Source organism: Alphaproteobacteria bacterium (assembly GCA_030740435.1).
Classification (GTDB): domain Bacteria; phylum Pseudomonadota; class Alphaproteobacteria; order UBA2966; family UBA2966.
Genome location: JASLXG010000228.1, coordinates 40,939 through 63,579, shown reverse-complemented (window position 1 = coordinate 63,579; position 22,641 = coordinate 40,939). Strand labels below are relative to the sequence as shown.

Below are 22,641 nucleotides of genomic sequence, written 5' to 3'. Positions count from 1 at the left end.
CGCGGATGACCAGGGTGGGCAACGTGATCTCGGCGGCCTGGTAGATCGGGCGTTCGTTGAAGATCTCGAAGACGTCGCGCAGCACGCCGTTGGGCACCCGCACGGCCGGCGGATTGAGTTTGCCGGCCTCGGGGTCGGCGGCCATGAAATCAGCCACCAGGGCGTCGAGCATGGCCGGTTCGCGCCATTCGCTGCGATCGGCCGGCACGATCTGGCCGCGTCCCAGCGCTTGATGGTGTCAGCTTCCGTGACCATGCGATAGGCGCCCAGCGCCGGATTGAAACGTTCGGCGTCGTCCGGGTCGGTGACGACTTTCAGCCAGGGCTCGTTGCGCCCGCTATGGACCGGCGCCGCCAGCACCAAGCGGTCGACCGAACCGGGATAGCTGGTGACGAAAAGCCCCGAGATCACGGTGCCCCAGGAATAACCGATCAGCGAGAGCGTCTCGAGGCCGGTCCGGCCGCGCACGAAATCGACCGCCTCGGCCAGGTCCTCGATGACCTCGGCGGCGCGGGCGAAGGGGGGATTGTCGGCCGCCGGCTCGGCCATCTCTGGCGGCCGGCCCGAACGCCCGTAGCCCCGGGCGTCCAGGGCATAAGCGGCAAAGCCCGCTCCGGCCAGCCGCTGGAGCAGGGAATATCCCGCCACCGGCAGATCGAAAAGGCCACCGGCCATGGTCGCCCCGTGCATGCAAATGACGGCGCGCTCGACCGCCTTGGGCGTTTTTCCTGGCGGCAGGCGTTCACGCAAATGCAAGCGCTGGCCCGGGGTTCGAGCGCTTTCCAGCTCGTGAAGGTACGCCTCGCTCATGACGCCGCCTCGCCCTCATAGGGGATCAGATGCTCGGCCTCGCCGCACAGAAACAACCCCGCCGGAGTTTCCTGTTCCTCGCGGATGTGGCCGACCAGGCCGGCGGCCCGAGTGACCACGGCGAAGCCGCGCATGATCTTGGCCGGCACGCCGATCTCGCAAAGCACGGCGCCGATGGCGCCGGTGGCGTTGATGGTGATGTGGCGGCCGTAGACCTCGTCGACGGCGCTGCTCAGGCTCCAAAGCGCGGCGATGTGCTTGCCCGGCACGCCGTGGCTCCCGGCCACGGCCAAAAGTTTCGGCGTGCGCGGATCGTCGGGCCGGTGGATGGGGTGGCCGAAGCCGGGCAGCGGTTTTTTGGCCGCCCGGTATGCTTCGGCCAGGCGCCGCGCCGCCGCCTCGATTCCCGCCTCGTCCGCCACCATTTCCTCGAGCAGCAGGGCCGCGCCCTCCATGGTGCCGACGAAGTTGTTGCCCACGGCCAGCAATCCCGCGGCCACGCCGGCCTGCATGGCCTCGGGCGAGGAGGCATAGACGAGGCGGGTGGCCAGCGCGCTGGGCGTCAGGCCGTGCTCCATCAGGATCACCATGACGGCATCGACGATGGCGGTCTCGGCCGTCGTGGGGCGGCGCCCCATGACGCAGAGGAACATCATCTCGGTGAAGCTGGTTTGCCCCACCAGATCCTCGACCAGGTCGTGGCCGCGTACCGTGATGCTGTCGGTAGTGCTGGTGCAGATGGCGGTGGTCGGTTTAGCTCCCTTCCACATGAGTTTTCTCCTACTCGTTTTCGCGCAGATAAGCGTCCGTGCCCTCGATCCAGTCCTGGCGCGGCGGCGAGAAAAGCTCGATCACCTTGGTGTCCTCGAGCACCTCGACCTCGTGGGGCAGGTTGGCGGGAATGACCACGCTTTCGCCCGTGGCCACGATGCGCACGTCAGCACCGTCGGCGCCGAAGCGGAACTCGAGGCGGCCCTCGAGCACGTTGGTGATCTGCTCGTTATGGTGCTGGTGCCGGGGCACATGGCCGCCGGCAAACATCTCGATCTGCACCACCATCAGGTGCTCGCCGTAAACGAAGCGGCGTTTCATGATGGGCCCCAACTGCTCCCACTCGCGGTCGTCCCAGTGCACGTGCTGGGCATTGGTCTGATTGGCCATGGATTCCTCCCTTTTCGCTGCCGGGGGCAGTCTAGTACCCTCAAAGGCAACCCGCCACGACGAGGCCAAGCTCATGAACGCAGCAGATTTCCCCCCGCTCGGTGCCTACGACTTCGGGCTCTCGGATGCGCAGGAAGAACGCGCCCGGCGGCTTTACGACGCGGCCATCGTCATCGACTTCGCCTTCCAGCATCCCGGCGGCTACCGCGTCTTCGAGCGCGAGCCCTTCAAGTCGGGGTATCTCCACATGGTGGGGAAATATTCCGGGCTCGAACTCCTCGAGAAGTTGGCCTTCAAATTTCCCTACGAATGCGACCTGGACCTGATGCGCGAGCTCTGGGCTCAGTCGGGGGTGACGGTGGGGCTGGTGGACGCATATTACAACATGACCGACGTCAATGAGCCCCAGGTCAACGTCGAGATCATCGATATGGTGCCCTGGCTGCGCCTGGTGCGAAACGCCGCCGACATTCTCGAGGTCAAGGCCGCCGACGAGCACGGGTTGATGCTTTTTTGCCAGCCCGTGGGCACGGTGGCGCGGGACCTCGGGGCCTTCGAGCGGGCCTACGAGGCCGGCTTGCGCAGCTTCATGCTGACCTACAACAAGACCAACGTCATCGCCTGCGGCTGCACGGAGCGGCTGGACCACGGCCTCACGGACTTCGGCCTGGAGCTCATGGCGCTGCTGAACGATCTCGGCGTTGTCGTCGATCTCTCGCATTGCGGCCGGGCCACCACGATCGAGGCCTGCCGTGTCTCGAAACACCCGGTCAGCGCCAACCACACCGGCGCCCAGGCGCTCTTCGACCACCCGCGCCTCAAATCCGACGACGAGATCCGCGCCATCGCCGACACCGGCGGCATTGTCGGCGTCTTCGCCATCCCCTTCTTCATGAGCCTCGAGCCCGAGGTGGGAATAGACCTACTCCTCGACCACATCGACCACATCGCCAATCTCGTGGGCTGGCAGCACGTGGGGATCGGCAGCGACTTCCCCCACGTCGCCCCCAAGGCCGTGCTGGCCGACGTCTTCGACGCCAAGACCGTGGAGCTCTTGGGATTCCGGCCCGAACACAACCTCAAGCCCACGCAAAACTTCGTCGGCTTCGACGATTACGGCGAATACGTCAACTTCAGCCGCGGTTTGGTGAAGCGCGGCTATGGCGACGAACAGGTCAGTGGGATCTTGGGTGGAAATTATCTACGGGTGTTTGAGCAGGTGTGTGGGTAGGAGTGATTGGAGGCGTTTCCTTAACCCCTAAACGGGTTGAGAACCTTGGCACCAAGCCCCGCCACATCGGCTTCGTTGCGGGTTACCAGCGTCATGCGGTGGGCCTTGGCGGTCGCCGCCAGCAAGCCATCGATCACCGGGATGGGACGCAGCGCACTCATGCGGCCCCATTCATCCGCCACGGCGCCATCGATCGGCAGTACCCGATCACCGAAAGCGGCGTCGACTTCACGCGTCCAGGCTTCCAAAGCCTCCGCTTTGGCCGGGTCGCGCCGTCGGGCCAATTCGATGCCCTTGCGGATCTCGCCGAGCACCATGACGCTGAGATAAAGATCGCCGTCATCGATCGAAGCGTACCAAGACGCGACGTTGGCGTTGCAGCGAGCGCCCTTGCCAACCTCGGAGACGATGTTGGTATCGATCAGGAAACTCAAAGCTCAACCGTTCTTCCGGTATCCCCGCTCCGTTCGAGGTCGATACCCTGCAACGGCGCCGCCGCAAGAAGTGCCTTGAGACCTTTGGCCCGGGGTTCAGTGAAATTCTGGCGCAGGATCGCCCGCGCCTCCACATCGTGTTCCGGATCGGTGAGCGCCTGGGCAATGCTGCGCACCAGTGCCGCGTCTTCCTTGCGCACGTTGACTTCGACACGGACCAAGCCGCGGCGTTTCAGGCGCCGACGATAATCGGCGAGTGCAGTTTTTTGGCTATTTGTCACATCAGGCCTCGAATATATTTCCGGAAATAATACCGGAAATACAGCCTCGATGCAATATCACAATAAGTATCTAATATTAAAGCATTTTATTGGATTCTCACGGCGAACATAAATCACAATTCGAGGTATTCCCCCAAGCCCTCCAACTCGGGGAACGTCGCCTTGGCGTCCTCGAGCCGGATAACCAGCCGCAGGGGATCATCGGCTAGCGGCGTGAAGCCGATCTCCTCGTACCAGGCCGCCGCTCGCGGGTTTTTGGCTATCACCAACACGGCCGCCATGCCGGCGTGCACCGAGGCGGCCATGGCCTGCCTCAGGCCCTCGAACACCATGTCCTGGCCGATGCCCTGGCCGCTGTGGTTCAGGTCCACCCCAAGCCGGCCGATGATCGCCACCGGAACGCTATCGGGCATGTTGCGCTTGAGCTTGACGGTCACTTCCTTGCGGCTAATGCCGCCGACCGTTAGGCCAACGAAAGCCACGACACGGTTGCTGTCTTTCTCGCAGACGACGAAGGTTCGGGTGGCTCCGCTTTCCTCGTTCTTGAGGGCACGCTTACGCAGCCAAGTATTGATTGCCGAATTGCCACAATCGAATTCGCTCAGATCGTGGACCGCCGTCAGCGGCACGGGAGAAAGATACACCTCCCCCCCGGCTATTTCTCCCAGATGGGCGTTCGAGACATAAACCGGCGCAGCCGCTCGTTGGGCTGAGCAGACTCGTCGAGAAACGCCATGAACTTCGTGAACGCTTCGTCGTCGAGCACAAATAGACGCTGATCGAACAGCACGTCCTCGGCCGCCGTGACGGACGACTGGACCATGAATTCGGTGCGGGACTGCCCCGCAACAGCCGCTGCCCGATCAATGATTGCCTTCTGGGCATGAGGCACGCGAAGCTGCACGGGCGACGTCGGCGGCTGGATTTTCTGACTGGACGCGGTCGTCATGACGGCTGCCTCCGTTTTGCTTTGGCTATCTCTGTCATCGGGCTGCATTTACTGTGTTTTGTATGCAAAATATGTATACATCACCAAAGGTGATATCAAGGAGATTTTGGGCGAAGTGCGTGCCCCCCAAAAAAAACGCCGCTCAGGACGCGGCGTTTTCGCTGTTCGCTGGTGAGAGCGCCTAGCGCGAGTAGTACTCGATCACCAGGTTGGGCTCCATCTGCACGGCATAGGGCACTTCCTCGAAGCGGGGGATGCGCAAAAACGTGCCCTTGACCTTCTTGTGGTCGACCTCGATGTAGTCGGGGAGATCGCGTTCGGGCGAATCCATGGCTTCCATGACCAGGGCCATCTGCTTCGATTTGTCGCGTACCTCGATGGCGTCGCCTTCCTTGACCCGGTAGCTCGGGATATTGACGCGGCGGCCGTTGACCAGGACGTGGCCGTGGTTGACGAACTGGCGGGCGGCAAAGACGGTGGGCACGAACTTCATGCGGTAGACCACGGCGTCGAGCCGGCATTCCAGGAGGCCGATGAGGTTTTCCGAGGTGTCGCCGCGCAGCCGCGAAGCCCGGGCATACAAATTACGGAACTGGCGTTCGGTGATGTTGCCGTAATAGCCCTTGAGCTTCTGTTTGGCGCGCAAGTGGATGCCGAAATCCGAGAGCTTGCGCCGCCGCGCCTGGCCGTGCTGGCCGGGGCCGTAGGCGCGCACGTTGACCGGGCTTTTGGGCCGGCCCCAGAGGTTCTCGCCCATGCGGCGGTCGATCTTGTACTTGGACTTCTGGCGTTTGCTCATGAGGCTCGTTTGCTCGCGTATTTCGGGGCCGTTGCCGGGACAACAAATCAAGGCGACCCCAGGGTTGTCTAGGGGCCGCCTACCGGGCGCGGGTGTAGCCCAACGCCGGGCGCTTGTCAATTGTCCGAGCGCCGGCGCCGGCCGGCCAGCGCCGCGACGATACCGCGTAAGGTGCGCACTTCCTGCTCCATCAGCTCGGCGCGCTGAAAGAGGTTGCGGATGTTGCGCACCATGGTCGGGCGTTTTTCCTTAGGGTATAGGAAACCGCTGGCATCGAGCTCGCCTTCCAGGTGCTCGAAGAAGCCGATCAATTCCTCGCGATTGGCCGGCCGCGTGCGGCCCGGCGGCACCGCGGGTGCGGCCTCGGCCCGGCCCGCCCGGGCGCATTCGTAGGCCACCAGCAACACCGCCTGGGCCAGGTTGAGCGAAGCAAAGGCCGGGTTGACCGGCACCTCCACCAGGGCCTCGGCCAGGGCCACGTCGTCGTTGTCGAGGCCGGCGCGTTCGGGCCCGAAGAGCACGCCGGCACGGCCCGGCTCGAGATCGCCAATGGTGGCCGCGAGCTGGGCCGGCGTCAGCGTCGCCTTGAGCATGTCGCGGGGTCGGGCCGTGGTGGCAAAAACGTGGTGCAGATCGGCAATGGCCTCGGCCGTCGAGGCAAACACCCTTGCCCCTTCAAGCACTGGCGTCGCGCCCGAAGCGGCCTTCACGGCGTGATCGTTGGGCCAGTCGTCGCGCGGCCGCACCAGGCGCAAATCCGTGAGGCCAAAATTCAGCATGGCCCGGGCCGCGGTGCCGATGTTCTCACCGAGCTGCGGCTCGACCAGCACGATGGCGGGCCCGCCCAGCCTGGCCTCGCGGCTGCGGTCGGTGCCGGCCATGGCAAAAATTACCGGGCGGCGCCCGAGTCGCCGGGGTCGCCGGCCGGGGCGCCGTCGCGGTAGAGCTTGTAGACGATGGAATCGTTGAGGGCCTGGAACGAGGCATCGACGATGTTGGGCGAGACGCCGACGGTGGACCAGCGCCGGCCTGCGGCATCTGCCGATTCGATCATCACCCGGGTCACCGCCTCGGTGCCCGAGGTCAGGATCCGCACCTTGTAGTCGACCAGCACCAAATCCTCGATGTAGTCGGAATACTTGCCCAGGTCCTTCCTGAGCGCGTAGTCAAGCGCGTTCACCGGGCCGTTGCCCTCGCCCATGCTGAGATGGCGCTCGCCGTCGACGTTGACCTTGACCGTGGCCTCGGAGACCGTGATCAGCTCGCCACGCGCGTTGTAGCGCCGCTCGACCAGCACGCGGAAGCTCTCGACCACGAAATACTGCGGCAGTTTGCCCAGCGCCCGCAGCGCCATCAATTCGAAGCTGGTCTCGGCGTCGTCGTAGGCATAGCCCTGAAATTCGCGCTCCTTGACCTGGTTCACAAGCTCGCCGATGCGCGGGTCCGAGGGCTCGACCTCGAGGCCAAATTCCTGCAGCCGCAGGATCACGTTGGCCCGCCCGGCCTGGTCCGAAACCAGCACGTGGCGGCGGTTGCCCACCGCCTCGGGCGGCACGTGCTCGTAGGTGCGGGGATCCTTGAGCACGGCCGAGCCGTGCAGCCCGCCCTTGTGGGCAAAGGCCGATGAGCCAACGTAGGGCGCATTGGCGGCCGGCGCCCGGTTGAGACGCTCATCCAAAAGCCGCGAGACGTGGGTGAGGTTCTTGAGGCCATCGCTGACGATGCCGGTTTCGAAGCGCTCGGCGAGCTCCGGCTTGAGCAGCAGGCTGGGGATCAGTGAGACCAGGTTGGCGTTGCCGCAGCGCTCGCCCAAGCCGTTGAGCGTGCCCTGGATCTGGCGCACCCCGGCCTTGAGCGCGGCCAACGAATTGGCCACGGCGTTTTCGGTGTCGTTCTGGGCGTGCATGGCCAGGCGCTCGCCGGGGATGCGCTTGGCCACCTCGGCGACGATGGCCTCGACCTCGGACGGCAGCGTGCCGCCGTTGGTGTCACACAGCACCACCCAGCGGGCGCCGGCCTCATAGGCCGCCTCGACGCACTTGAGGGTGAATTCGGGATTGGCCTTGTAGCCGTCGAAAAAGTGCTCGGCGTCAAACAAGGCCTCGGCGCGTTGGGCCGTCAGCGCGATCGAATCGGCGATCAGGTTGATGGCTTCGGCTTGCTCGATGCCCAGCGCCACCTCGACATGGTAGTCCCAGGTCTTGCCCACCAGGCAAACGGCCGGCGTACCCGCATTGAGCACGTCCATCAGGCCGGGGTCGTTCTGGGCCGAGCGGCCCGGCCTGCGCGTCATGCCGAAGGCCGTGAAGCTGGCCCGGGCGAGCTTCGGCGGATCGCCGAAGAAGGCGGTATCCGTGGGGTTGGCACCGGGCCAGCCACCCTCGACGTAATCCAGCCCCAGCCCATCCAGGGCCTCGGCGATGAGGCGCTTGTCCTCGACGGAAAAGTCGACGCCCTGGGTCTGGTTGCCGTCCCGGAGCGTGGTGTCGAAGAGGTAGAGGCGTTCTCGAGCTGTCATTGCCGTCTCCACTCGGTTTCGCCGTTCGGCTTGTCTTCCAACACGATTCCCTCCGCCGCCAGCTCGTCGCGCAAGCGGTCGGCCTCGGCGAAGTCGCGGGCCTCGCGAGCCGCCGCGCGGCGGCCGATCAGATCCTTGATGCGGGCGCCGTCGCCGTCGCTGGTTCCCTGGAACCAGACCCCGGCGGGCTGGCCCAAAAACCCCATCAAATCGGCCGCAGCGCGCAGTCCGGCGCCATCGCCGGCCGCCGCCAGGGCATGCATCTCGGCGATGGCCTGGGGCGTGTTGAGGTCATCATCAAGCGCCGCCAACAGGCCCGCCGGCAGCTCGCCCGCGGCCGTGGTGATGTCGGCCACACGGTACCAGCGGTCCAGCGTCTGTTTGGCCTGGCGCACGCCATCACGGCTGAAGTCAAGCGGCTGACGGTAGTGGGCCGTGAGCAGGGTCAAACGCAAGGCCTCGCCGGGAAACTCGCCCAGCAGCTGGCGCACCGTGAGGATGTTGCCCAGCGACTTTGACATCTTCTCGCCCTCGACGGTGAGAAAGCCGTTGTGCACCCAAAAGCGCACGAACTCGGCCTCATGGGCGCAGACGCTTTGGGCCAGCTCGTTCTCGTGGTGGGGGAACGTCAGGTCCCGGCCGCCGCCATGGATGTCGAAGGGCTGGCCCAGGTGCTTGCGGCTCATGGCCGAGCACTCGATGTGCCAGCCCGGCCGGCCCCGCCCCCAGGGACTGTCCCAGCCCGGCTGCTCGTCGGCCGAGGGCTTCCACAGCACGAAATCGGCCGGGTCTTTTTTGTAAGGCGCCACCTCGACCCGGGCGCCGGCGATCATCTCGTCGCGATTGCGGCCCGAGAGCTCGCCATAGGGCGGGTGCGAAGCAACGTCGAACAGCACGTGCCCCTCGGCCTCATAGGCATGGCCGCGTTCGATCAGCGCCGCGATGGTTTCGATCATCTCGGCGATATGGCCGGTGGCGCGGGGCTCGACGTCGGGCTCGAGTGCACCCAGGGCCGCCATGTCGTCGTGGTAGGCCTGACTGGTGCGCGCCGTAATGGCCTCGATGGCCTCGCCTGAGGTCTCGGCGGCGGCCATGATCTTGTCGTCGACGTCGGTGATGTTGCGCACGTATTTGACTTCGGCGTATTCCCGCTTGAGCAAACGGTAAAGCACGTCGAACACCACCACCGGCCGGGCGTTGCCGATGTGGGCCCAGTCGTAGACCGTCGGCCCGCAGACATACATGCCCACACGGTCGGCCTGAAGGGGCTCGAAAAGCGCCTTTCGGCGCGTTTGCGTGTTGTAGAGCGCGAAGGCCACGGGACCGTTAACCTATTGAAAGACAAAAGTTTTCCGACCGAACACCAGAGCGACTGGTTTGAGCCGCACAGGCGTAGCAGATTCCCGCCCCCAGGTCCACGCCGGGGGAGGCGCTCGCGTCAGCGACGCTGTTTCTTCCGCTCCTCGAGATCGCCCAAACCCGCGAGCCGCACCGGCGGGCGATCAGGAAAGCGTGCCGTTAGTTCCAGACTGCCGCCCATGGCCTCGATGTAGCCGCGCAGCGTCGAGAGCAGCAGGTCGCTGCGGCTCTCCAGGCGAGACACGCTGTCCTGACCGATGCGCAGCTTCTGCGCCACACTGACCTGAGTCTGATCGAGCGCCTTGCGCAAATCGCGTAGCGTCGACTCCTTGGTCAGCAATACCCCAGTGCGTGCCGCGATGGCCTCGCGCTCGTCCGGCGGTAACGATTCCAGCACCTGCTCCAACGATTTCGCCATTATCGGCCCCCTTTGCTACCGGAGTTCTCCAAATGGTCGGCGAACCGCCCATCGGCATGAGGCCGGGCCAGTTGCGGACCAAACACCTTCAGCAATCCCGCCAAAGAAGCGATTTCGACGCGGACCGCTCGGGACAGATCCAGGATCTCCGGCACAAACGCTTCGGCGATTTCAACGTCCCACACCATTACTAATTATGCAGTTCAGACCATATGGCTTCAAGATCATTATTGGTTATTTTCGAGATTCATGAGGAAATCCACGAAACGTCAGGTTTTCAACTGATATCCCTTGGGATGGTGATCGAGTGGAGACCTTAAATCGAAATTTCCGATCGATCGATTGAATTTATGATTGCTTTTCGCCCATCAGCGGGCCACAATGGGGCTCCTGGTTGGGGGGCCCTGTGGGGCCTACTTCCAACGACCTGGAAGACTGAGAAACAAGATGATCAAGGCGGAAAAACGGCGCGGTGGGGGGCGAGGCGTGATACCCATGTTGCGCTATCGCATTGCCCGGGCGCGGCGCACGGCCGAGCTTTCCAAGGCACAGTTGGCCCGTCGTCTCGGCGTTCCCACCCAGGTGGTGGCCGACTGGGAGCACGGCACGGATCAGCCCGGCCCCTTTCAGATCAAGCGCCTGGCCCGGGTGCTACACCCCGGTTTCGGCAGCGCGCAGATCTGGCTGCGAAGCGGCCCGCCAGTGCCGCGGCCCACGACCGGCGAGCCTTCGCCGGCAGCCATGTTGGAGGCCGTCAAGGCCTACCGCGAGAGGCGGACCAGCTGGTAACAGCCTGACCCGCGGGCCGACTCTCCGGCCGCGCGGAGCAAATGAATATCGCTAGCCAAACCGGTGCCAGGCGCCGCCGCGCCCACGACCTTTATACCGCCGCGCGGGTGGTTTGAAAAAAATGCGAGGACAGTAATATGCCAAGTCTAGAGAGCTACGCGTCGACCAACGAGGGCAAACAGGATTTCGCCGGGATCTACAATCGGCCCGATGCCCGCACCTATTTCCAGACCCTGAAGCGGGTCGATTACGCCATACCCGAGGTCGCCAAACCGATCTTCAGGGGGCTGCTCGGCGATCTCAGGGCAAGGCGCAACGGTGGCGGCGACGGTGGCCTAAAGGTTCTCGATCTCGGCTGCTCATACGGTGTCAACGCCGCCATGCTCAAATACGATTTCACCATGGAGGGGCTTTACGACTATTACGACCGCGGCGAGGAACGCCCCTTCGACGAGGCCGTGCAGCAGGACCGGCACTATTTCGGCCGCCAGGACGGGGACCAGGAACTGAACGTCATCGGCCTGGACGAGGCCGACCGCGCCGTCGACTACGGCATTGCCACGGGCCTGCTCGACGATGGCGTCGCCGCCAATCTCGAAACCTCGCCGCTGGGCAACGGAGACGCCGAGAAAATCAAAGGCTGCGATCTCGTCACCTCGACGGGCTGTGTCGGCTACGTCACCGACCGCACATTCCGTCAGTTGTTGTCGAGATTGAACGATCGCCCTCGGCCCTGGTTCGCCAACTTCGTGCTGCGCATGTTTCGCTACGAACCCATCGCCGAAGTGCTGTCCGACGCCGGGTACGTCACCCGAAAGCTCGAGGGCGCGCTGTTTGCGCAGCGCCGCTTCGCCAGCATCGAGGAGCGCGAAGCAGCATCCGAGGCCATCCAGCAACTCGAACTCGACCCCGAAACGGAGCTCACGACCGATCGTTACTACGCCGAGTTCTTTCTCTCCCAACCGGCCGAAGAGGCCGACAGCGTTCCCCTCGAGAGACTGGCGAGGTGGGCACAGGGAGCACAGGGAGCACAGGGAGCAGAGGGACCGGCTGGCCAGCAAATCCCTTAGCAAAAACTTGACGCGCTGATCGTGTTCGCGTCATGGGTTTTTGCGAAACAATTGCGTCACAAAACCCCTTATTTGCTGACATATTGGCGCAGCATCGAAATACCCCTGACACAGGACGCCCCTATGGTGGACGCTGCCTCATAGCGACGAGATCCGAGGCTCCTGAAGCAAGTTAGCCCGCATTTCTCACCGGGTCATGGCCTCTGGGGCCTCTGGGAGCCTCCGGAGCCCCCGGCCACCTTACCCCCTATCACGAAACCGGTTGGTAATCGGATAGCGCCGGTCGCGGCCGAAGTTGCGCCGCGTGATCTTGACGCCGGGGGGGGACTGGCGGCGTTTGTATTCGGCGATGTAAAGCAAATGCTCGATGCGGCGTACGGTGGCCTCGTCGTGGCCCCGGGCGACGATCTCGGGCAGCGCCATTTCGGCCTCGATGAGGCAACCCAGGATATCGTCGAGCGCCTCGTATTCGGGGAGCGAATCCTGGTCGGTCTGGTCGGGGCGCAGCTCGGCGCTGGGCGGCTTGGTGATGATGCGTTCGGGGATAACGCGGCCCTGGGGGCCCAGGCCACCGGCCGGATGGTGCTGGTTGCGCCAGCGCGAGAGCGCGAACACCATGGTTTTGTAGACGTCTTTCAGCACCGAATAGCCGCCGCACATGTCGCCATAAAGGGTGGCGTAGCCCACCGACATCTCCGACTTGTTGCCCGTGGTCAGCACCATGTCGCCGAACTTGTTGGAAAGCGCCATCAGCACCAGGCCACGGAGGCGAGCCTGGATGTTTTCTTCGGTAATGTCGGGCGCCCGCCCGGCGAAGGCGGCGGTCAGCATGTCATGGAGTGCCGCCACGCCGGGCACGATGGGAATCTCTTCCAGGCGCGCGCCCATAAGCCGGGCGCACTCGGCGGCGTCGATCAAGCTTTCCTCGGAGGTATAAACGGACGGCAGCATGATGCAGCGCACGCGCCCGGGGCCGAGCGCATCGGCAGCCACCGCCGCCGAGAGAGCCGAATCGATACCGCCCGAAAGCCCCAGCACGACGCCGGGAAAGCCGTTCTTGTCGACGTAGTCCCGAAGCCCCGCAACCATGGCCTGGTAGACGGATTCGAGGCCCTCGGGCGGCTCCTCGATGGCGCCTTCGGCGCAATGCCAGCCCCCTTGGCCGCGCTGCCAGGCGGTGGCGACCACCGTGCTTTGCCAGGCCGGCGCCTGCACGGCGCGCGCACCGTCGCCATTGAGCACGAACGAGGCGCCGTCGAAGACCAATTCGTCCTGGCCGCCGACCTGGTTGACGTAGATCAGCGGCCGGCCATTGCCCTGGATACGCTCGGCCATGAGCCCGACGCGTTCGCTGAACTTGGCGGCTTCGAAGGGCGAGCCGTTGAGCACCACCAAGATCTCGGCCCCGGCGGCGGTGAGCGCGTCGACCGGCGCCTGGGTCCAGACGTCCTCGCAGATCAGCACGCCCAGCGAGACGCCGCGAAAGGCGACCGGTTGCGGCTGGGGCCCCACGGAAAAGACCCGTTTCTCGTCGAAGACGCCGTAGTTGGGCAGGTCGGTCTTGAGGCTGAGCGCCGCAACCTTGCCGCCGTCCAGCAGCACCGCGGCATTGTACAAGCGCCCTTCCCGGCGCCACGGCGTGCCCAGCAGCAGCGCCGGGCCGCCGTCGCCGGTTTCCGCCGCCAGATCCCCGACCAGGGCCTCGATACGGTCCTGGAAGGCGGGCTTCAGCACCAGGTCCTCGGGCGGGTAGCCGCTGACCACCAGTTCGGGCGCCACGACCAGGTCGGCGCCCTCGGCGGCGGCCGCTTGCCGTGCCGCCCGCACCAGCTCGACATTGCCCTCGAGATCCCCGACGGTGGGATTGAGCTGGGCCAGCGCGATGGTCAGTGCCTCGGTCATGGAGCCTGTTTAGCGCATTTCGGGATCGATAGGAATCGCCGGGCCAGCCAAGCCCGGCGATCTGCTATAACTTGGGAAATCACCCCAACCCATCTACGCGAGGATCCGATGCGCAACACCAACCGCCGTGTCACCCTGGCTGCCCGCCCCACGGGCTTTCCCAAACCGAGCGATTTCGCCCTCGTGGAAGATCCCATCCCCGAGCCCGGCCCGGGCCAGGTGCTGGTGCGCAACCACTACCTTTCGCTCGATCCCTACATGCGCGGCCGCATGAACGACGTCAAATCCTACGTGCCACCGGTACAGATCGGCGAAACCATGGTCGGCGCCACGGCGGGCGAGGTGACGCAATCCAACGCCCCGGGCCTGGCGGTCGGCGACTTCGTCATGGTGCCCGGCGGCTGGCAGGACTATTCCGTCGCCAGCGCCGCCGAGGCCCTCAAGCTCGACGCAGAAGCCGCTCCCATCTCGACCGGGCTGGGGGCGCTGGGCATGCCCGGCATGACGGCCTATTTCGGTTTGCTGGATCTGGGCCAGCCCAAGCCCGGCGACACCGTCTTCGTCTCGGCCGCTTCCGGTGCCGTGGGTGCCGTGGTGGGCCAGATCGCCAAGATGTGCGGCTGCCGCACGGTGGGCAGCGCCGGCTCCGACGCCAAGGTGGCCTACGTTCTCGACGAGCTCGGCTTCGACGCCGCCATCAACTACAAAACCGCCGATCTGGGAGCAGCCATCGACACCGCCTGCCCCGACGGCATCGACGTCTACTTCGACAACGTCGGCGGTGCCATCACGGACGCCGTTTTCGAGCGCATGAACATGTGGGGCCGGGTGGCGGTCTGCGGCCAGATCTCGCAGTACAACCTGACGCAAGAAGACCTGGGCCCCCGGAATTTGCGCTTTTCCCTGGTCAACCGGATCAATATTCGCGGCTTCATCGTCTTCGATTTCATGGCGCGCTACGGCGAGGCCCGCAAGCGCCTCACGCGCTGGTACCAGGAAGGCAGCCTGAAGATCCTGGAAGACATCAGCGACGGCCTGGAGAACGCGCCGGCGGGGCTCATCGGGCTGTTGCAGGGCGAGAACTTCGGCAAGAAATTGATCCGCATCGTCAACGAATAGGAAAACGCCATGGCGGAGAGATTCAGCGAGTACAAGGTCATCCACATCGTCGAGGGAGGCTGCGGCACCGTCTTCCTGGGGGCCTCGGGCATCCCCATCCAGAAGCTGGAAGCGGAGTTGAACGAGCTGGCGGCGGAGGGCTGGCAGGTCGTCTTCCAGGTCATCGAGAGCAAGCGCTTCATGCTGTTCTGGACCCGCGAAGCGGTGCTGGTGACGCTGGGGCGGTAGTTCGGGAAACGCCATGCGGTCGCTGCTGCTCCGGCTGATCGGCTGGTACCGGCGCCGAGGCGGCGGTGTGGCCATCGGGGTGGACTGCAATTTCACGCCCACCTGTTCGCGCTACGCCGCCGAGGCCATCGAACGCCATGGCGCCTGGAAGGGGCTCGGGCTGGCACTTGCCCGGCTGCGGCGCTGCCGCAACCGTGATCAGGTGGGCCGTCTGGCGGATCCGGTGCCGTGAGTTGGTTCGACGTCGCCGCCGAGGACGGGCCCCTGAAGCAACGCGAGGAGGCGCTGCGCCAGCGCCTCAGCCGCCTCGCCGACAGCCAGCGCAAAACCTACTACCAAGCCTACAAGCAGGCGCTGCGCGATCCCGACACATATGCCGTGCTGGTTTACAGTTTGGGGTTTGGGCTACAGCACTTCTATCTCGGGCGCTATCTCAGGTTCGCGCTCGATTTCCTGACCTCGGTGTTCTTCTACGCCAACCTCATCGTCTGGCTATGGAGCGGCGAGTTCCTCTCGTTCTGGCTCAGTATGTTTTGCCTGGCCTACAACGTGGTCGATTTCGTGCACAGTTTGTTTTGGTCACAGCGCATCGTGACAGGGCACAACATCACGGCTGGCGAGGCGCATCGCCGGCGAGGTCGAATCCGTCGCTACGGCCGCTCCAGCAGGAACTCGCGGCCAACCTTGACCACCGGCTCGTCGTCATAGGCCACGATGTCGGCGGTGGCGTAGGTCTCGGCCCAGTTCTCGGGGAGGTAGGACCCCGTGCCGACGACGTCGATGGGTGCCCCGACGCTAGCCATGACCGCGCACTTGGTGATTCCGAAGCCCGAGGAAGCAACGATCTTCACCTTGTCGAAACCGGCCGCATCCAACTGCTCACGCATGTGGAAGATGGCCGCCGCCGAGACGCCGGTGCCGACCAGGCATTTGAGCTCCTGTTCGGTGCGGTACTGCTTGACGGCCAGCGGCGAGTGGCGTTCCAGCACCTCGTAGGAAGCTTGCGTGTCGAGGCCTTCGACGAAGCGGCCGCCATGGGTGTCGACACGTACGCCGAGCCGGCCCTCGGCCGCCAACTCGGGAAAGCGCCGGCAGACGGCCAAGGTATCGCTCACCTCCTGGCCGTAATAATCGACCAGCACGGTTAAGTTCTCGTCGGGGAAGGTTTCGTGGAACATCTCGGCCGCCCTCAGCGTCGAGCCGGCGTAGCCGATCAGCGCGTGCGGCATGGTGCCGAGCCCCTTGTCGGCGCCGAAAAAATGCGCCGTGGCATCGGTGGCATTGCCGATGAAACCCACGGCACCGGCGTGCTGCTGCGCCGCCTTGGAGCCCACACTGGCGGCATAGGCCATCAGCTCGGCCATCTTGGCGCCGGCGCAGTGGCGGGCATCGAAGGCGACGAAGGCGGTCTTGGGCAGATCGCAGCACATGACATAGGCGTTGTAGGCCGCCACGCAGGGCGCGCCCAGAAGCTGGAGGTAAAGGGTCTCGAGATCGACCAGGTGGTAGAAGGAGCCCGAGATATATAAGAGCGGCTCGCCGGCGCCGACCCGGTCGCCCTCCTCGAAGCAGAGCTTGAGATCGAACTCGACGCCGCGCTCGGCCGCCACCTCGGCCAGCCAATCCACCATCAGGCGCGGCGTGAACAGCACCGGGCGGCGCATGAACACGGCATAGGTGACACGGCGGTCGCCGAAGCGGCCGACGGTCTCCTTGGTGCGCCAGAAATATTTGTCGGTGAGGCGCCCGATCTCGTCGTCCTGCATCTTCGACACGGTCAGAACGCCTCGACGATAGCCGCGGCCCCGGCGGCGTCAGCGCTGCCGGCGCGCCGCTGCTTCAGGCTATCGGCAATGAGAAACGCGAGCTCGAGGCTTTGCGTGGCATTGAGCCGGGGGTCGCAGTGCGTGTGATAGCGATGGGCCAGGCCGTGCTCGGTGATCTCCTGGGCGCCGCCCAGGCATTCGGTGACGTCCTGGCCGGTCATCTCGATGTGGATGCCGCCGGCGTGGCTGCCCTCGGCCTGGTGCACGGCGAAGGTGCGCTCGACCTCGCTCAGCACCTGATCGAAGGGCCGGGTCTTGTAGCCGGTGGCCGATTTGATGGTGTTGCCGTGCATCGGGTCGCAGGCCCAGACCACCGAGCGGCCCTCGCGCTGGATGGCCCGCACCAGCGGCACCAGGCCTTTTTCCACGCCGTCGGCGCCCTGGCGGGAAATCACCGTCAGGCGGCCCGGCTGGTTGGCCGGGTTGAGGATATCGACCAGCCTAAGGAGCTCGTCGGTCCCCAGGCTGGGCCCGGCCTTGAGGGCGATGGGATTCGAGATACCGCGCATGAACTCGACGTGGCCGCCGTCGGGCTGGCGGGTACGGTCGCCGATCCAAAGCAAATGCGCCGAGGTGTCGTACCAGTCGCCGCTGGTCGAATCGACCCGTGTCATGGCCTCCTCGGCGCCCAGCAGCAGCGCCTCGTGGGAGGTGTAGAAATCGGTCTGGTAGACCTCCGGCACCTCGTCGGCGGTGAGGCCGCAGGCGCCCATGAAGGCCAGCGCCTCGGCGATGCGGTCGGCCAGGTCCTCGTAGCGCTCACCCTCTGGCGTGTCGGCCACGAAGCCCATGTTCCAGCGGTGCACGCGGTGCAGGTCGGCATAGCCGCCCTGGGCGAAAGCGCGCAGGAGATTGAGCGTCGCGGCCGCCTGGCTGTAGGCCTGCAGCAAGCGGTCGGGGTCCGGCCTGCGGGCCTCGGGGGAAAAATCCATGCCGTTGATGCAGTCGCCCAGGTAGCTCGGCAGCGTTTGGCCGTCGCGGACCTCAATGGGCTCGGAGCGGGGCTTGGCGAACTGGCCGGCCATGCGTCCCACCTTGACCACCGGGCAGGCCGCGGCGAAGGTCATCACCACCGCCATCTGCATCAGCACGCGGAAGGTGTCGCGGATGTTGTCGGCATTGAATTCGGCGAAACTCTCGGCACAATCGCCGCCCTGCAGCAAAAAGGCCCGCCCTTCGGCGACCTCGGCCAACAGCGTCTGCAACTGCCGCGCCTCACCGGCAAAGACCAGCGGCGGATAGCGCCCAAGCTGCTTCTCGACGGCGGCCAGGGCCGCCGCATCGGGATATTCGGGCTGGTGCGCGACGGGCAGGCCGCGCCAGCTATCGGGGCTCCATTTGCCGCCCATAACCTGCTCCTTGTGAAATCGGCCCCAGCCTATACGCCGGAAGCCCCCCCTTGCCAAGCTTTCTGCGGGCGCAAAACGCCCTATTCGGCGGCCTTGGCCTCCTCAGCCACGTACTTCTCGCGCATGGTGACGAATTCCTCGGCCGCCGAGGGATGGACGCCGACGGTGGCGTCGAACTGCGCCTTGGTGGCACCGCAAGTCAACGCCACGCCGATGCCCTGGATGATCTCGGCGGCATCGGGGCCGACCATGTGGGCGCCCAGCACGCGATCGGACTTGGCGTCGACGATCAGCTTCATCATGGTTCTTTCCTGGCGCCCGGAAAGCGTGGCCTTCATGGGCCGGAAGCTGGATTTGTAAATATCGACGTCGAAGCTTGCCCGCGCCTCTTCCTCGGTCAAGCCGGCGCTGCCGACGCTGGGGTTGGAAAAGACGGCCGAGGGCACGAAGCGGTAGTCAATCGTTCGCGGCGCGCCGCCATAGACCGTGTCGGCAAAGGCCCGGCCCTGGTTGATGGCCACCGGGGTGAGGTTCATGCGATCGGTGACGTCGCCGATGGCGTAGATGTTGTCGACCGAGGTGCGGCCGAAGTCATCGACGACGATGGCCCCGCCCTCGCCGGTGTCCACACCCAGCGCCTCGAGGCCCAGGCCCTGGACGTTGGGCCGGCGCCCGGTGGCATACATGACGAGGTCGGTTTCGATGACGTCGTCCTGGACGGTAGTGACAACGAAATGGCCATCTTGATGGCCGATGCGGGCGACTTGGCAGTCGAGGCGCAGGTCGATGCCACGGCCCAGCATCTCGCCGGCCAAGGCGTCGCGGACATCGCGGTCGAAGCCGCGCAGGATCTGCTCGCCGCGGTAAAGCTGGCTCACCCGGCTGCCCAGGCCGTGGAAGATGCCGGCGAATTCGACGGCGATGTAGCCTCCACCGACCACCACCACGAGGTCCGGCAGGGTCTCGAGATGGAAGGCTTCGTTGGAGCTGATGGCGTGTTCGATGCCGGGCACCTCGGGCGTCCAGGGCCGGGCCCCGGTGGCGATGAGGATGGTCTCGGCCCTCACCTGGCGTCCGCCGATGTCCAATGTGTGGCGGTCCTTGAGCTCGGCCCGGCCTTCGATCAGGCTGACGCCGGCGCCCTCGAGCATGCCCAGATAGATGCCGTTGAGGCGGTCGATCTCGCGATCCTTGTTGGCGATCAGGGTGGCCCAGTCGAAGCTTGGCGGCGCTACGCTCCAGCCATAGCCGGCGGCGTCTTCGGCGTCCTCGGCGAAGTGGGCGGCGTAGGTCAGCAGCTTCTTGGGCACGCAGCCGCGGATGACGCAGGTACCGCCGACGCGGTATTCCTCACAGATGCCGGCCCTGGCACCATGCGCGGCGGCGCGCCGGCTGGCCGAGACGCCGCCCGAGCCGGCGCCGATGACGAAGAGGTCGAAGTCGAAATCCGTCATCAAATCCCGCCCATGCAGAGGTATTTGATCTCGAGAAATTCGCCGATGCCGTACTTCGAGCCCTCGCGGCCGATACCCGATTCCTTCATGCCGCCAAAGGGCGCCACCTCGGTCGAGATGAGGCCCGTGTGGACGTAGCACTGCTGGCGAAAAAGGTTCTTGTCGGTGAGCTTCATGGCGTCCCTGCTCCGGCACGAAAAATTCGGCTGCAAGCCTAGCACATTGCCGACCGGGCCAAGTCCAGACCTTGAATATGGTACGCTGGATACCGAATGCACGGCATTCGTGCCGGCCGCCACCTTCGCCCGGGGAAAATGATGCGGATTCGTGGTTTGCGCTTTCTCCTGCCGCTGCTCCTCGCCCTCTTGACAGCCTGTGCCCCCAGCCCGGAACCTCGTGACGTGAGCGACAAACCCTACCATCACACGCCCACCGGCTTTCGCAACGCCGAGGGCAGCCCGCGGCGCGCCACCAGGCACGGCTTCAGCGACCGCTGGGGTTTCCTCTGGCGGCGCATCATCATGCAGCGCCAGACGCCCAAGCCGCCGGCAGACCACGTGCTGCCGCGCCGCCAAGCGCTGGCCGAGCTGGCGGCGCACACCGCCAACCCCACCATCACCTGGCTGGGCCACGCCGCCTTCCTCATCCGCATGGGTGGCAAGACGGTGCTGACCGATCCCTACCTCAAGAAATACGCCTCGCCGCTGGGGCCGCTGGGCCCGGCCCGCTACGCTGGCCCCGGCCTGGAAGTGGCGGAGCTGCCGCCCATCGACGTGGTTATCGTTTCGCACAACCACTACGACCACCTCGACGCGGTCACCATTGAGGCGCTGCCCGGGAAAGATCGTATCACCGTGCTGGCACCGCTGCGCTTGGGCGATTTCTTCCGTGAACGCGGCTACACCGACGTGCGGGATGTCGATTGGCACGACAAAGTCGAATTCGGCGAGCTCGTGGTGACGGCGCTGCCGGCCGTGCATTGGTCGCGCCGCAGCCTCAACGACATCAACCAGACCTTATGGATGGGGGCCATGCTGGAGGGCGACGGCCGGCGTGTCTATTTCTCCGGCGACACCGGCTATGGCCCGGTGTTCACCGAGCTCGGCCGACGCTACGGCCCCTTCGACCTGGCGCTGGTGCCGATCGGCGCTTATCTCCCGGTGTGGCTGATGAAGACCTCGCACACCAACCCCGAGGAGGCGGTGCAAGTGAGTCACGACCTCGGGGCGCGGACGCTGCTGGCCCACCACTGGGGCACGGTGGTGCTCTCGGACGAGCCCCCCTTCGAGCCACCAGAGCGCTTCCGCGCCGCAGCCCGGGCCGCCGGCTTCGACGACGACCACACCTGGGTCATGAAGATCGGCGAAACCCGGGCCCTAGGGGCCTCGAAATAGTAGTTTTGAGGACAGGAAAGTAGGGACAGGGACCACTTTTTTCGCCGCCTGCGAAATCGAAAAACTGTTCTGCTTCAAAAGGTTAAGCTGAAAAAAGTAGGGACAGGGACCACTTTTTTTAGGAAAAGCGTATGAGCGCCATCGCATTCGACATTCCCGACGAAATCGAAGCCGTAAAAGACGGGCTGACGGGATTTCTCGACGCCGAGGTCATTGGCCGGCACGAGAAACACCACGAGCTCTTGTCGAACCCGCGCCATACCTATGGCGAGGACGGGCGCTATGTGCCGGAAGTGGTGGCGCTGATCCGCGAGGTGCGCATGGCCGCCGCCGAGGCCGGTTACTACAACATGTGCGTGCCCGAGGACTTGGGCGGCGCCGGGCTGGGCAAGCTCGCCTACTACGTCTGCTGGCATCATGCCTTTCACCACTGTGGCCCGCTGAACTGGCTGACCGTCTACGCCATCAGCCACTGGGCCTTCGGGCCGAGCCCGGTGCTGGCCAAAGTCACGCCCCAGGCGCGCGAGGAAATCCTGGCCGACATGCTGGCCGGACGCACCTCCATGTGCTTTGGGCTCTCGGAACCGGGCGCCGGCTCCGACGCCGCCGGGCTTCGCACCCGGGCCGTTGCCGACGGCGAGGGCTGGCGCCTGAGCGGACGAAAGATCTGGACCACCAATTCGCCCATTGCGGACTATTGCATCGTCTTCGCCATCAGCGATGCCGACAAGGCCGCGGCCCGGCGGGGCGGCATCAGTGCCTTCCTGGTGCCCACCAGCGCGGCCGGCTTCGAGATCGAACGCATCATCCGCATGCACGGCTCGGTGGGCGGCGACGAAGCGGAGCTGGTGCTGGAAGATGTGCGCGTCGAGCCCTACCAGCTGGTCGGCGATCTCCACCAGGGCTTCGCCACGGCGCTGCTGGGCGTATCATTGGGGCGCATCTACAATTCTGCCCGGGCCACCGGCCTGGCGCGCTGGTCGCTGGAGTTGGCGCTGGATTACGCCAAGACCCGCGAAGCCTTCGGCAAGACCATTTCCGACTACCAGGGCGTCACCTTTCCGCTCGCCGAAGCGGCCATGGAAGTGCACGCCGCCCATCTCATGGGCCTCAACGCCGCCGCCCTTCTCGACCGTGGCGAGCCGGCCATCAAGGAGCTCTCGATGGCCAAGGCCTACTCCGTCGAGGTCGGTGTCCGGGCCATCGACCGGGCCCCATCCAGACCTTTGGCGCCATGGGCTTCACCAACGAATTGGGCCTCTCGGAGGCCTACAAAACCGTTCGCGTCATCAACGTCGCCGACGGCACCAACGAGATCCTGCGCCGCACCATCGTGCATCGGATGTTGGGCGGCGACTTGGAGCTTTAGTTCCGCAAGCGGCGCACAAAATCCACGAAGCGAAAGACTCAGTAAGTACCACTTTTTCTAGTAATAATTAGAGTATATTACTATTTTTGCTAGTTTTTTTTCAACTTTCTAGCAATATCCTTGCATTTCAGCGAAGGGTGCGAAATACTCTTTCATTCAAGCAATAGCTGCTGACAAGTTC

General features: G+C 64.9%; 25 protein-coding genes and 1 pseudogene. 9 read left to right on the top strand and 17 right to left on the bottom strand.

What is annotated here, in order from left to right; genetic code table 11:
• The 3 genes from QGG75_21620 to QGG75_21610 form a co-directional block, all read right to left on the bottom strand.
• A partial coding sequence (locus QGG75_21620) for an alpha/beta fold hydrolase (protein MDP6069827.1) occupies positions 1-810 on the bottom strand: 810 nt, incomplete at its 3' end.
• A complete protein-coding gene (locus QGG75_21615) occupies positions 807-1,580 on the bottom strand; it encodes a citryl-CoA lyase (protein ID MDP6069826.1) in 774 nt (257 codons plus the stop codon). The genes QGG75_21615 and QGG75_21620, both read right to left, overlap by 4 nt.
• 10 nt (positions 1,581-1,590) lie before the next feature.
• Positions 1,591-1,971 carry a cupin domain-containing protein gene (locus QGG75_21610; protein MDP6069825.1) on the bottom strand — a complete coding sequence of 127 codons (381 nt, stop codon included), beginning with the start codon at positions 1,969-1,971 and terminating at the stop codon, positions 1,591-1,593.
• Between the two features lie 73 nt (positions 1,972-2,044).
• Between QGG75_21610 and QGG75_21605 the strand changes: the two genes are divergently transcribed.
• Entirely contained in the window at positions 2,045-3,202 is a 1,158-nt protein-coding gene (locus tag QGG75_21605) for a membrane dipeptidase (protein ID MDP6069824.1), read from the top strand.
• A gap of 20 nt (positions 3,203-3,222) precedes the next feature.
• On the opposite strand, the gene QGG75_21600 is transcribed toward QGG75_21605, so the two are convergent.
• The 9 genes from QGG75_21600 to QGG75_21560 all read right to left on the bottom strand — a co-directional run bounded on the left by QGG75_21600 (position 3,223) and on the right by QGG75_21560 (position 9,960).
• On the bottom strand, positions 3,223-3,636 hold the full coding sequence (locus tag QGG75_21600; GenBank protein MDP6069823.1) for a type II toxin-antitoxin system VapC family toxin: 414 nt from the start codon (positions 3,634-3,636) through the stop codon (positions 3,223-3,225).
• Positions 3,633-3,917 (bottom strand): hypothetical protein, encoded by a 285-nt coding sequence (locus tag QGG75_21595; GenBank protein MDP6069822.1) that lies wholly within the window; start codon positions 3,915-3,917, stop codon positions 3,633-3,635. The genes QGG75_21600 and QGG75_21595 overlap by 4 nt, the downstream gene beginning before the upstream one ends.
• Before the next feature lie 113 nt (positions 3,918-4,030).
• Entirely contained in the window at positions 4,031-4,561 is a 531-nt protein-coding gene (locus QGG75_21590) for a GNAT family N-acetyltransferase (protein MDP6069821.1), read from the bottom strand.
• 11 nt (positions 4,562-4,572) lie between these two features.
• The gene (locus QGG75_21585) at positions 4,573-4,866 is read right to left on the bottom strand and encodes a DUF1778 domain-containing protein (GenBank protein ID MDP6069820.1); all 294 of its coding nucleotides are present in this window, start codon (positions 4,864-4,866) and stop codon (positions 4,573-4,575) included.
• Between the two features lie 181 nt (positions 4,867-5,047).
• Complete coding sequence (gene rpsD, locus QGG75_21580; GenBank protein MDP6069819.1) at positions 5,048-5,665, bottom strand: 30S ribosomal protein S4; 618 nt, start codon at positions 5,663-5,665, stop codon at positions 5,048-5,050.
• Between the two features lie 116 nt (positions 5,666-5,781).
• Positions 5,782-6,546: an RNA methyltransferase gene (locus tag QGG75_21575; GenBank protein ID MDP6069818.1), complete on the bottom strand. Its 765-nt coding sequence runs from the start codon at positions 6,544-6,546 to the stop codon at positions 5,782-5,784.
• Between the two features lie 8 nt (positions 6,547-6,554).
• Positions 6,555-8,183 carry a citramalate synthase gene (gene cimA / locus QGG75_21570; GenBank protein ID MDP6069817.1) on the bottom strand — a complete coding sequence of 543 codons (1,629 nt, stop codon included), beginning with the start codon at positions 8,181-8,183 and terminating at the stop codon, positions 6,555-6,557.
• The gene (gene cysS / locus QGG75_21565) at positions 8,180-9,502 is read right to left on the bottom strand and encodes a cysteine--tRNA ligase (protein MDP6069816.1); all 1,323 of its coding nucleotides are present in this window, start codon (positions 9,500-9,502) and stop codon (positions 8,180-8,182) included. The genes cimA and cysS overlap by 4 nt, the downstream gene beginning before the upstream one ends.
• A gap of 119 nt (positions 9,503-9,621) precedes the next feature.
• Complete coding sequence (locus QGG75_21560; protein MDP6069815.1) at positions 9,622-9,960, bottom strand: XRE family transcriptional regulator; 339 nt, start codon at positions 9,958-9,960, stop codon at positions 9,622-9,624.
• A gap of 495 nt (positions 9,961-10,455) precedes the next feature.
• Between QGG75_21560 and QGG75_21555 the strand changes: the two genes are divergently transcribed.
• Positions 10,456-10,749 (top strand): helix-turn-helix transcriptional regulator, encoded by a 294-nt coding sequence (locus tag QGG75_21555; GenBank protein ID MDP6069814.1) that lies wholly within the window; start codon positions 10,456-10,458, stop codon positions 10,747-10,749.
• A 137-nt stretch (positions 10,750-10,886) separates the two neighbouring features.
• Entirely contained in the window at positions 10,887-11,819 is a 933-nt protein-coding gene (locus tag QGG75_21550) for a class I SAM-dependent methyltransferase (GenBank protein ID MDP6069813.1), read from the top strand.
• Between the two features lie 240 nt (positions 11,820-12,059).
• Here QGG75_21550 and QGG75_21545 read toward each other — a convergent pair whose 3' ends face one another.
• On the bottom strand, positions 12,060-13,721 hold the full coding sequence (locus QGG75_21545) for an NAD+ synthase (protein MDP6069812.1): 1,662 nt from the start codon (positions 13,719-13,721) through the stop codon (positions 12,060-12,062).
• Positions 13,722-13,829: 108 nt separating this feature from the next.
• On the opposite strand from QGG75_21545, the gene QGG75_21540 reads away from it, so the two are divergent.
• Genes QGG75_21540 through QGG75_21525 form a run of 4 tightly spaced genes read left to right on the top strand, consistent with a single transcriptional unit; the run spans position 13,830 to position 15,776 of the window.
• Positions 13,830-14,840, top strand: coding sequence for an NADP-dependent oxidoreductase (locus tag QGG75_21540; GenBank protein MDP6069811.1), 1,011 nt, complete (start codon positions 13,830-13,832; stop codon positions 14,838-14,840).
• A gap of 9 nt (positions 14,841-14,849) precedes the next feature.
• Entirely contained in the window at positions 14,850-15,068 is a 219-nt protein-coding gene (locus QGG75_21535; GenBank protein MDP6069810.1) for a DUF4177 domain-containing protein, read from the top strand.
• A 13-nt stretch (positions 15,069-15,081) separates the two neighbouring features.
• On the top strand, positions 15,082-15,300 hold the full coding sequence (gene yidD / locus QGG75_21530) for a membrane protein insertion efficiency factor YidD (GenBank protein ID MDP6069809.1): 219 nt from the start codon (positions 15,082-15,084) through the stop codon (positions 15,298-15,300).
• The gene (locus QGG75_21525; GenBank protein MDP6069808.1) at positions 15,297-15,776 is read left to right on the top strand and encodes a hypothetical protein; all 480 of its coding nucleotides are present in this window, start codon (positions 15,297-15,299) and stop codon (positions 15,774-15,776) included. The genes yidD and QGG75_21525 overlap by 4 nt, the downstream gene beginning before the upstream one ends.
• On the opposite strand, the gene QGG75_21520 is transcribed toward QGG75_21525, so the two are convergent.
• The 4 genes and pseudogenes from QGG75_21520 to QGG75_21505 all read right to left on the bottom strand — a co-directional run bounded on the left by QGG75_21520 (position 15,719) and on the right by QGG75_21505 (position 19,831).
• Positions 15,719-16,834, bottom strand: coding sequence for a nicotinate phosphoribosyltransferase (locus tag QGG75_21520; GenBank protein MDP6069807.1), 1,116 nt, complete (start codon positions 16,832-16,834; stop codon positions 15,719-15,721). The genes QGG75_21525 and QGG75_21520 overlap by 58 nt on opposite strands.
• Before the next feature lie 11 nt (positions 16,835-16,845).
• Positions 16,846-18,243, bottom strand: a complete 1,398-nt coding sequence (locus QGG75_21515) for a 3-deoxy-7-phosphoheptulonate synthase class II (GenBank protein ID MDP6069806.1) — start codon at positions 18,241-18,243, stop codon at positions 16,846-16,848.
• An 80-nt stretch (positions 18,244-18,323) separates the two neighbouring features.
• A complete protein-coding gene (gene gor, locus QGG75_21510; GenBank protein ID MDP6069805.1) occupies positions 18,324-19,697 on the bottom strand; it encodes a glutathione-disulfide reductase in 1,374 nt (457 codons plus the stop codon).
• Positions 19,697-19,831, bottom strand: a pseudogene (locus QGG75_21505) (aldehyde dehydrogenase family protein). The gene gor and the pseudogene QGG75_21505 overlap by 1 nt, the downstream one beginning before the upstream one ends.
• A 267-nt stretch (positions 19,832-20,098) precedes the next feature.
• On the opposite strand from QGG75_21505, the gene QGG75_21500 reads away from it, so the two are divergent.
• The gene (locus QGG75_21500) at positions 20,099-21,091 is read left to right on the top strand and encodes an MBL fold metallo-hydrolase (GenBank protein ID MDP6069804.1); all 993 of its coding nucleotides are present in this window, start codon (positions 20,099-20,101) and stop codon (positions 21,089-21,091) included.
• A 131-nt stretch (positions 21,092-21,222) separates the two neighbouring features.
• Positions 21,223-22,521 (top strand): acyl-CoA dehydrogenase family protein, encoded by a 1,299-nt coding sequence (locus QGG75_21495; protein ID MDP6069803.1) that lies wholly within the window; start codon positions 21,223-21,225, stop codon positions 22,519-22,521.
• The last annotated feature ends 120 nt before the right edge of the window (positions 22,522-22,641 follow it).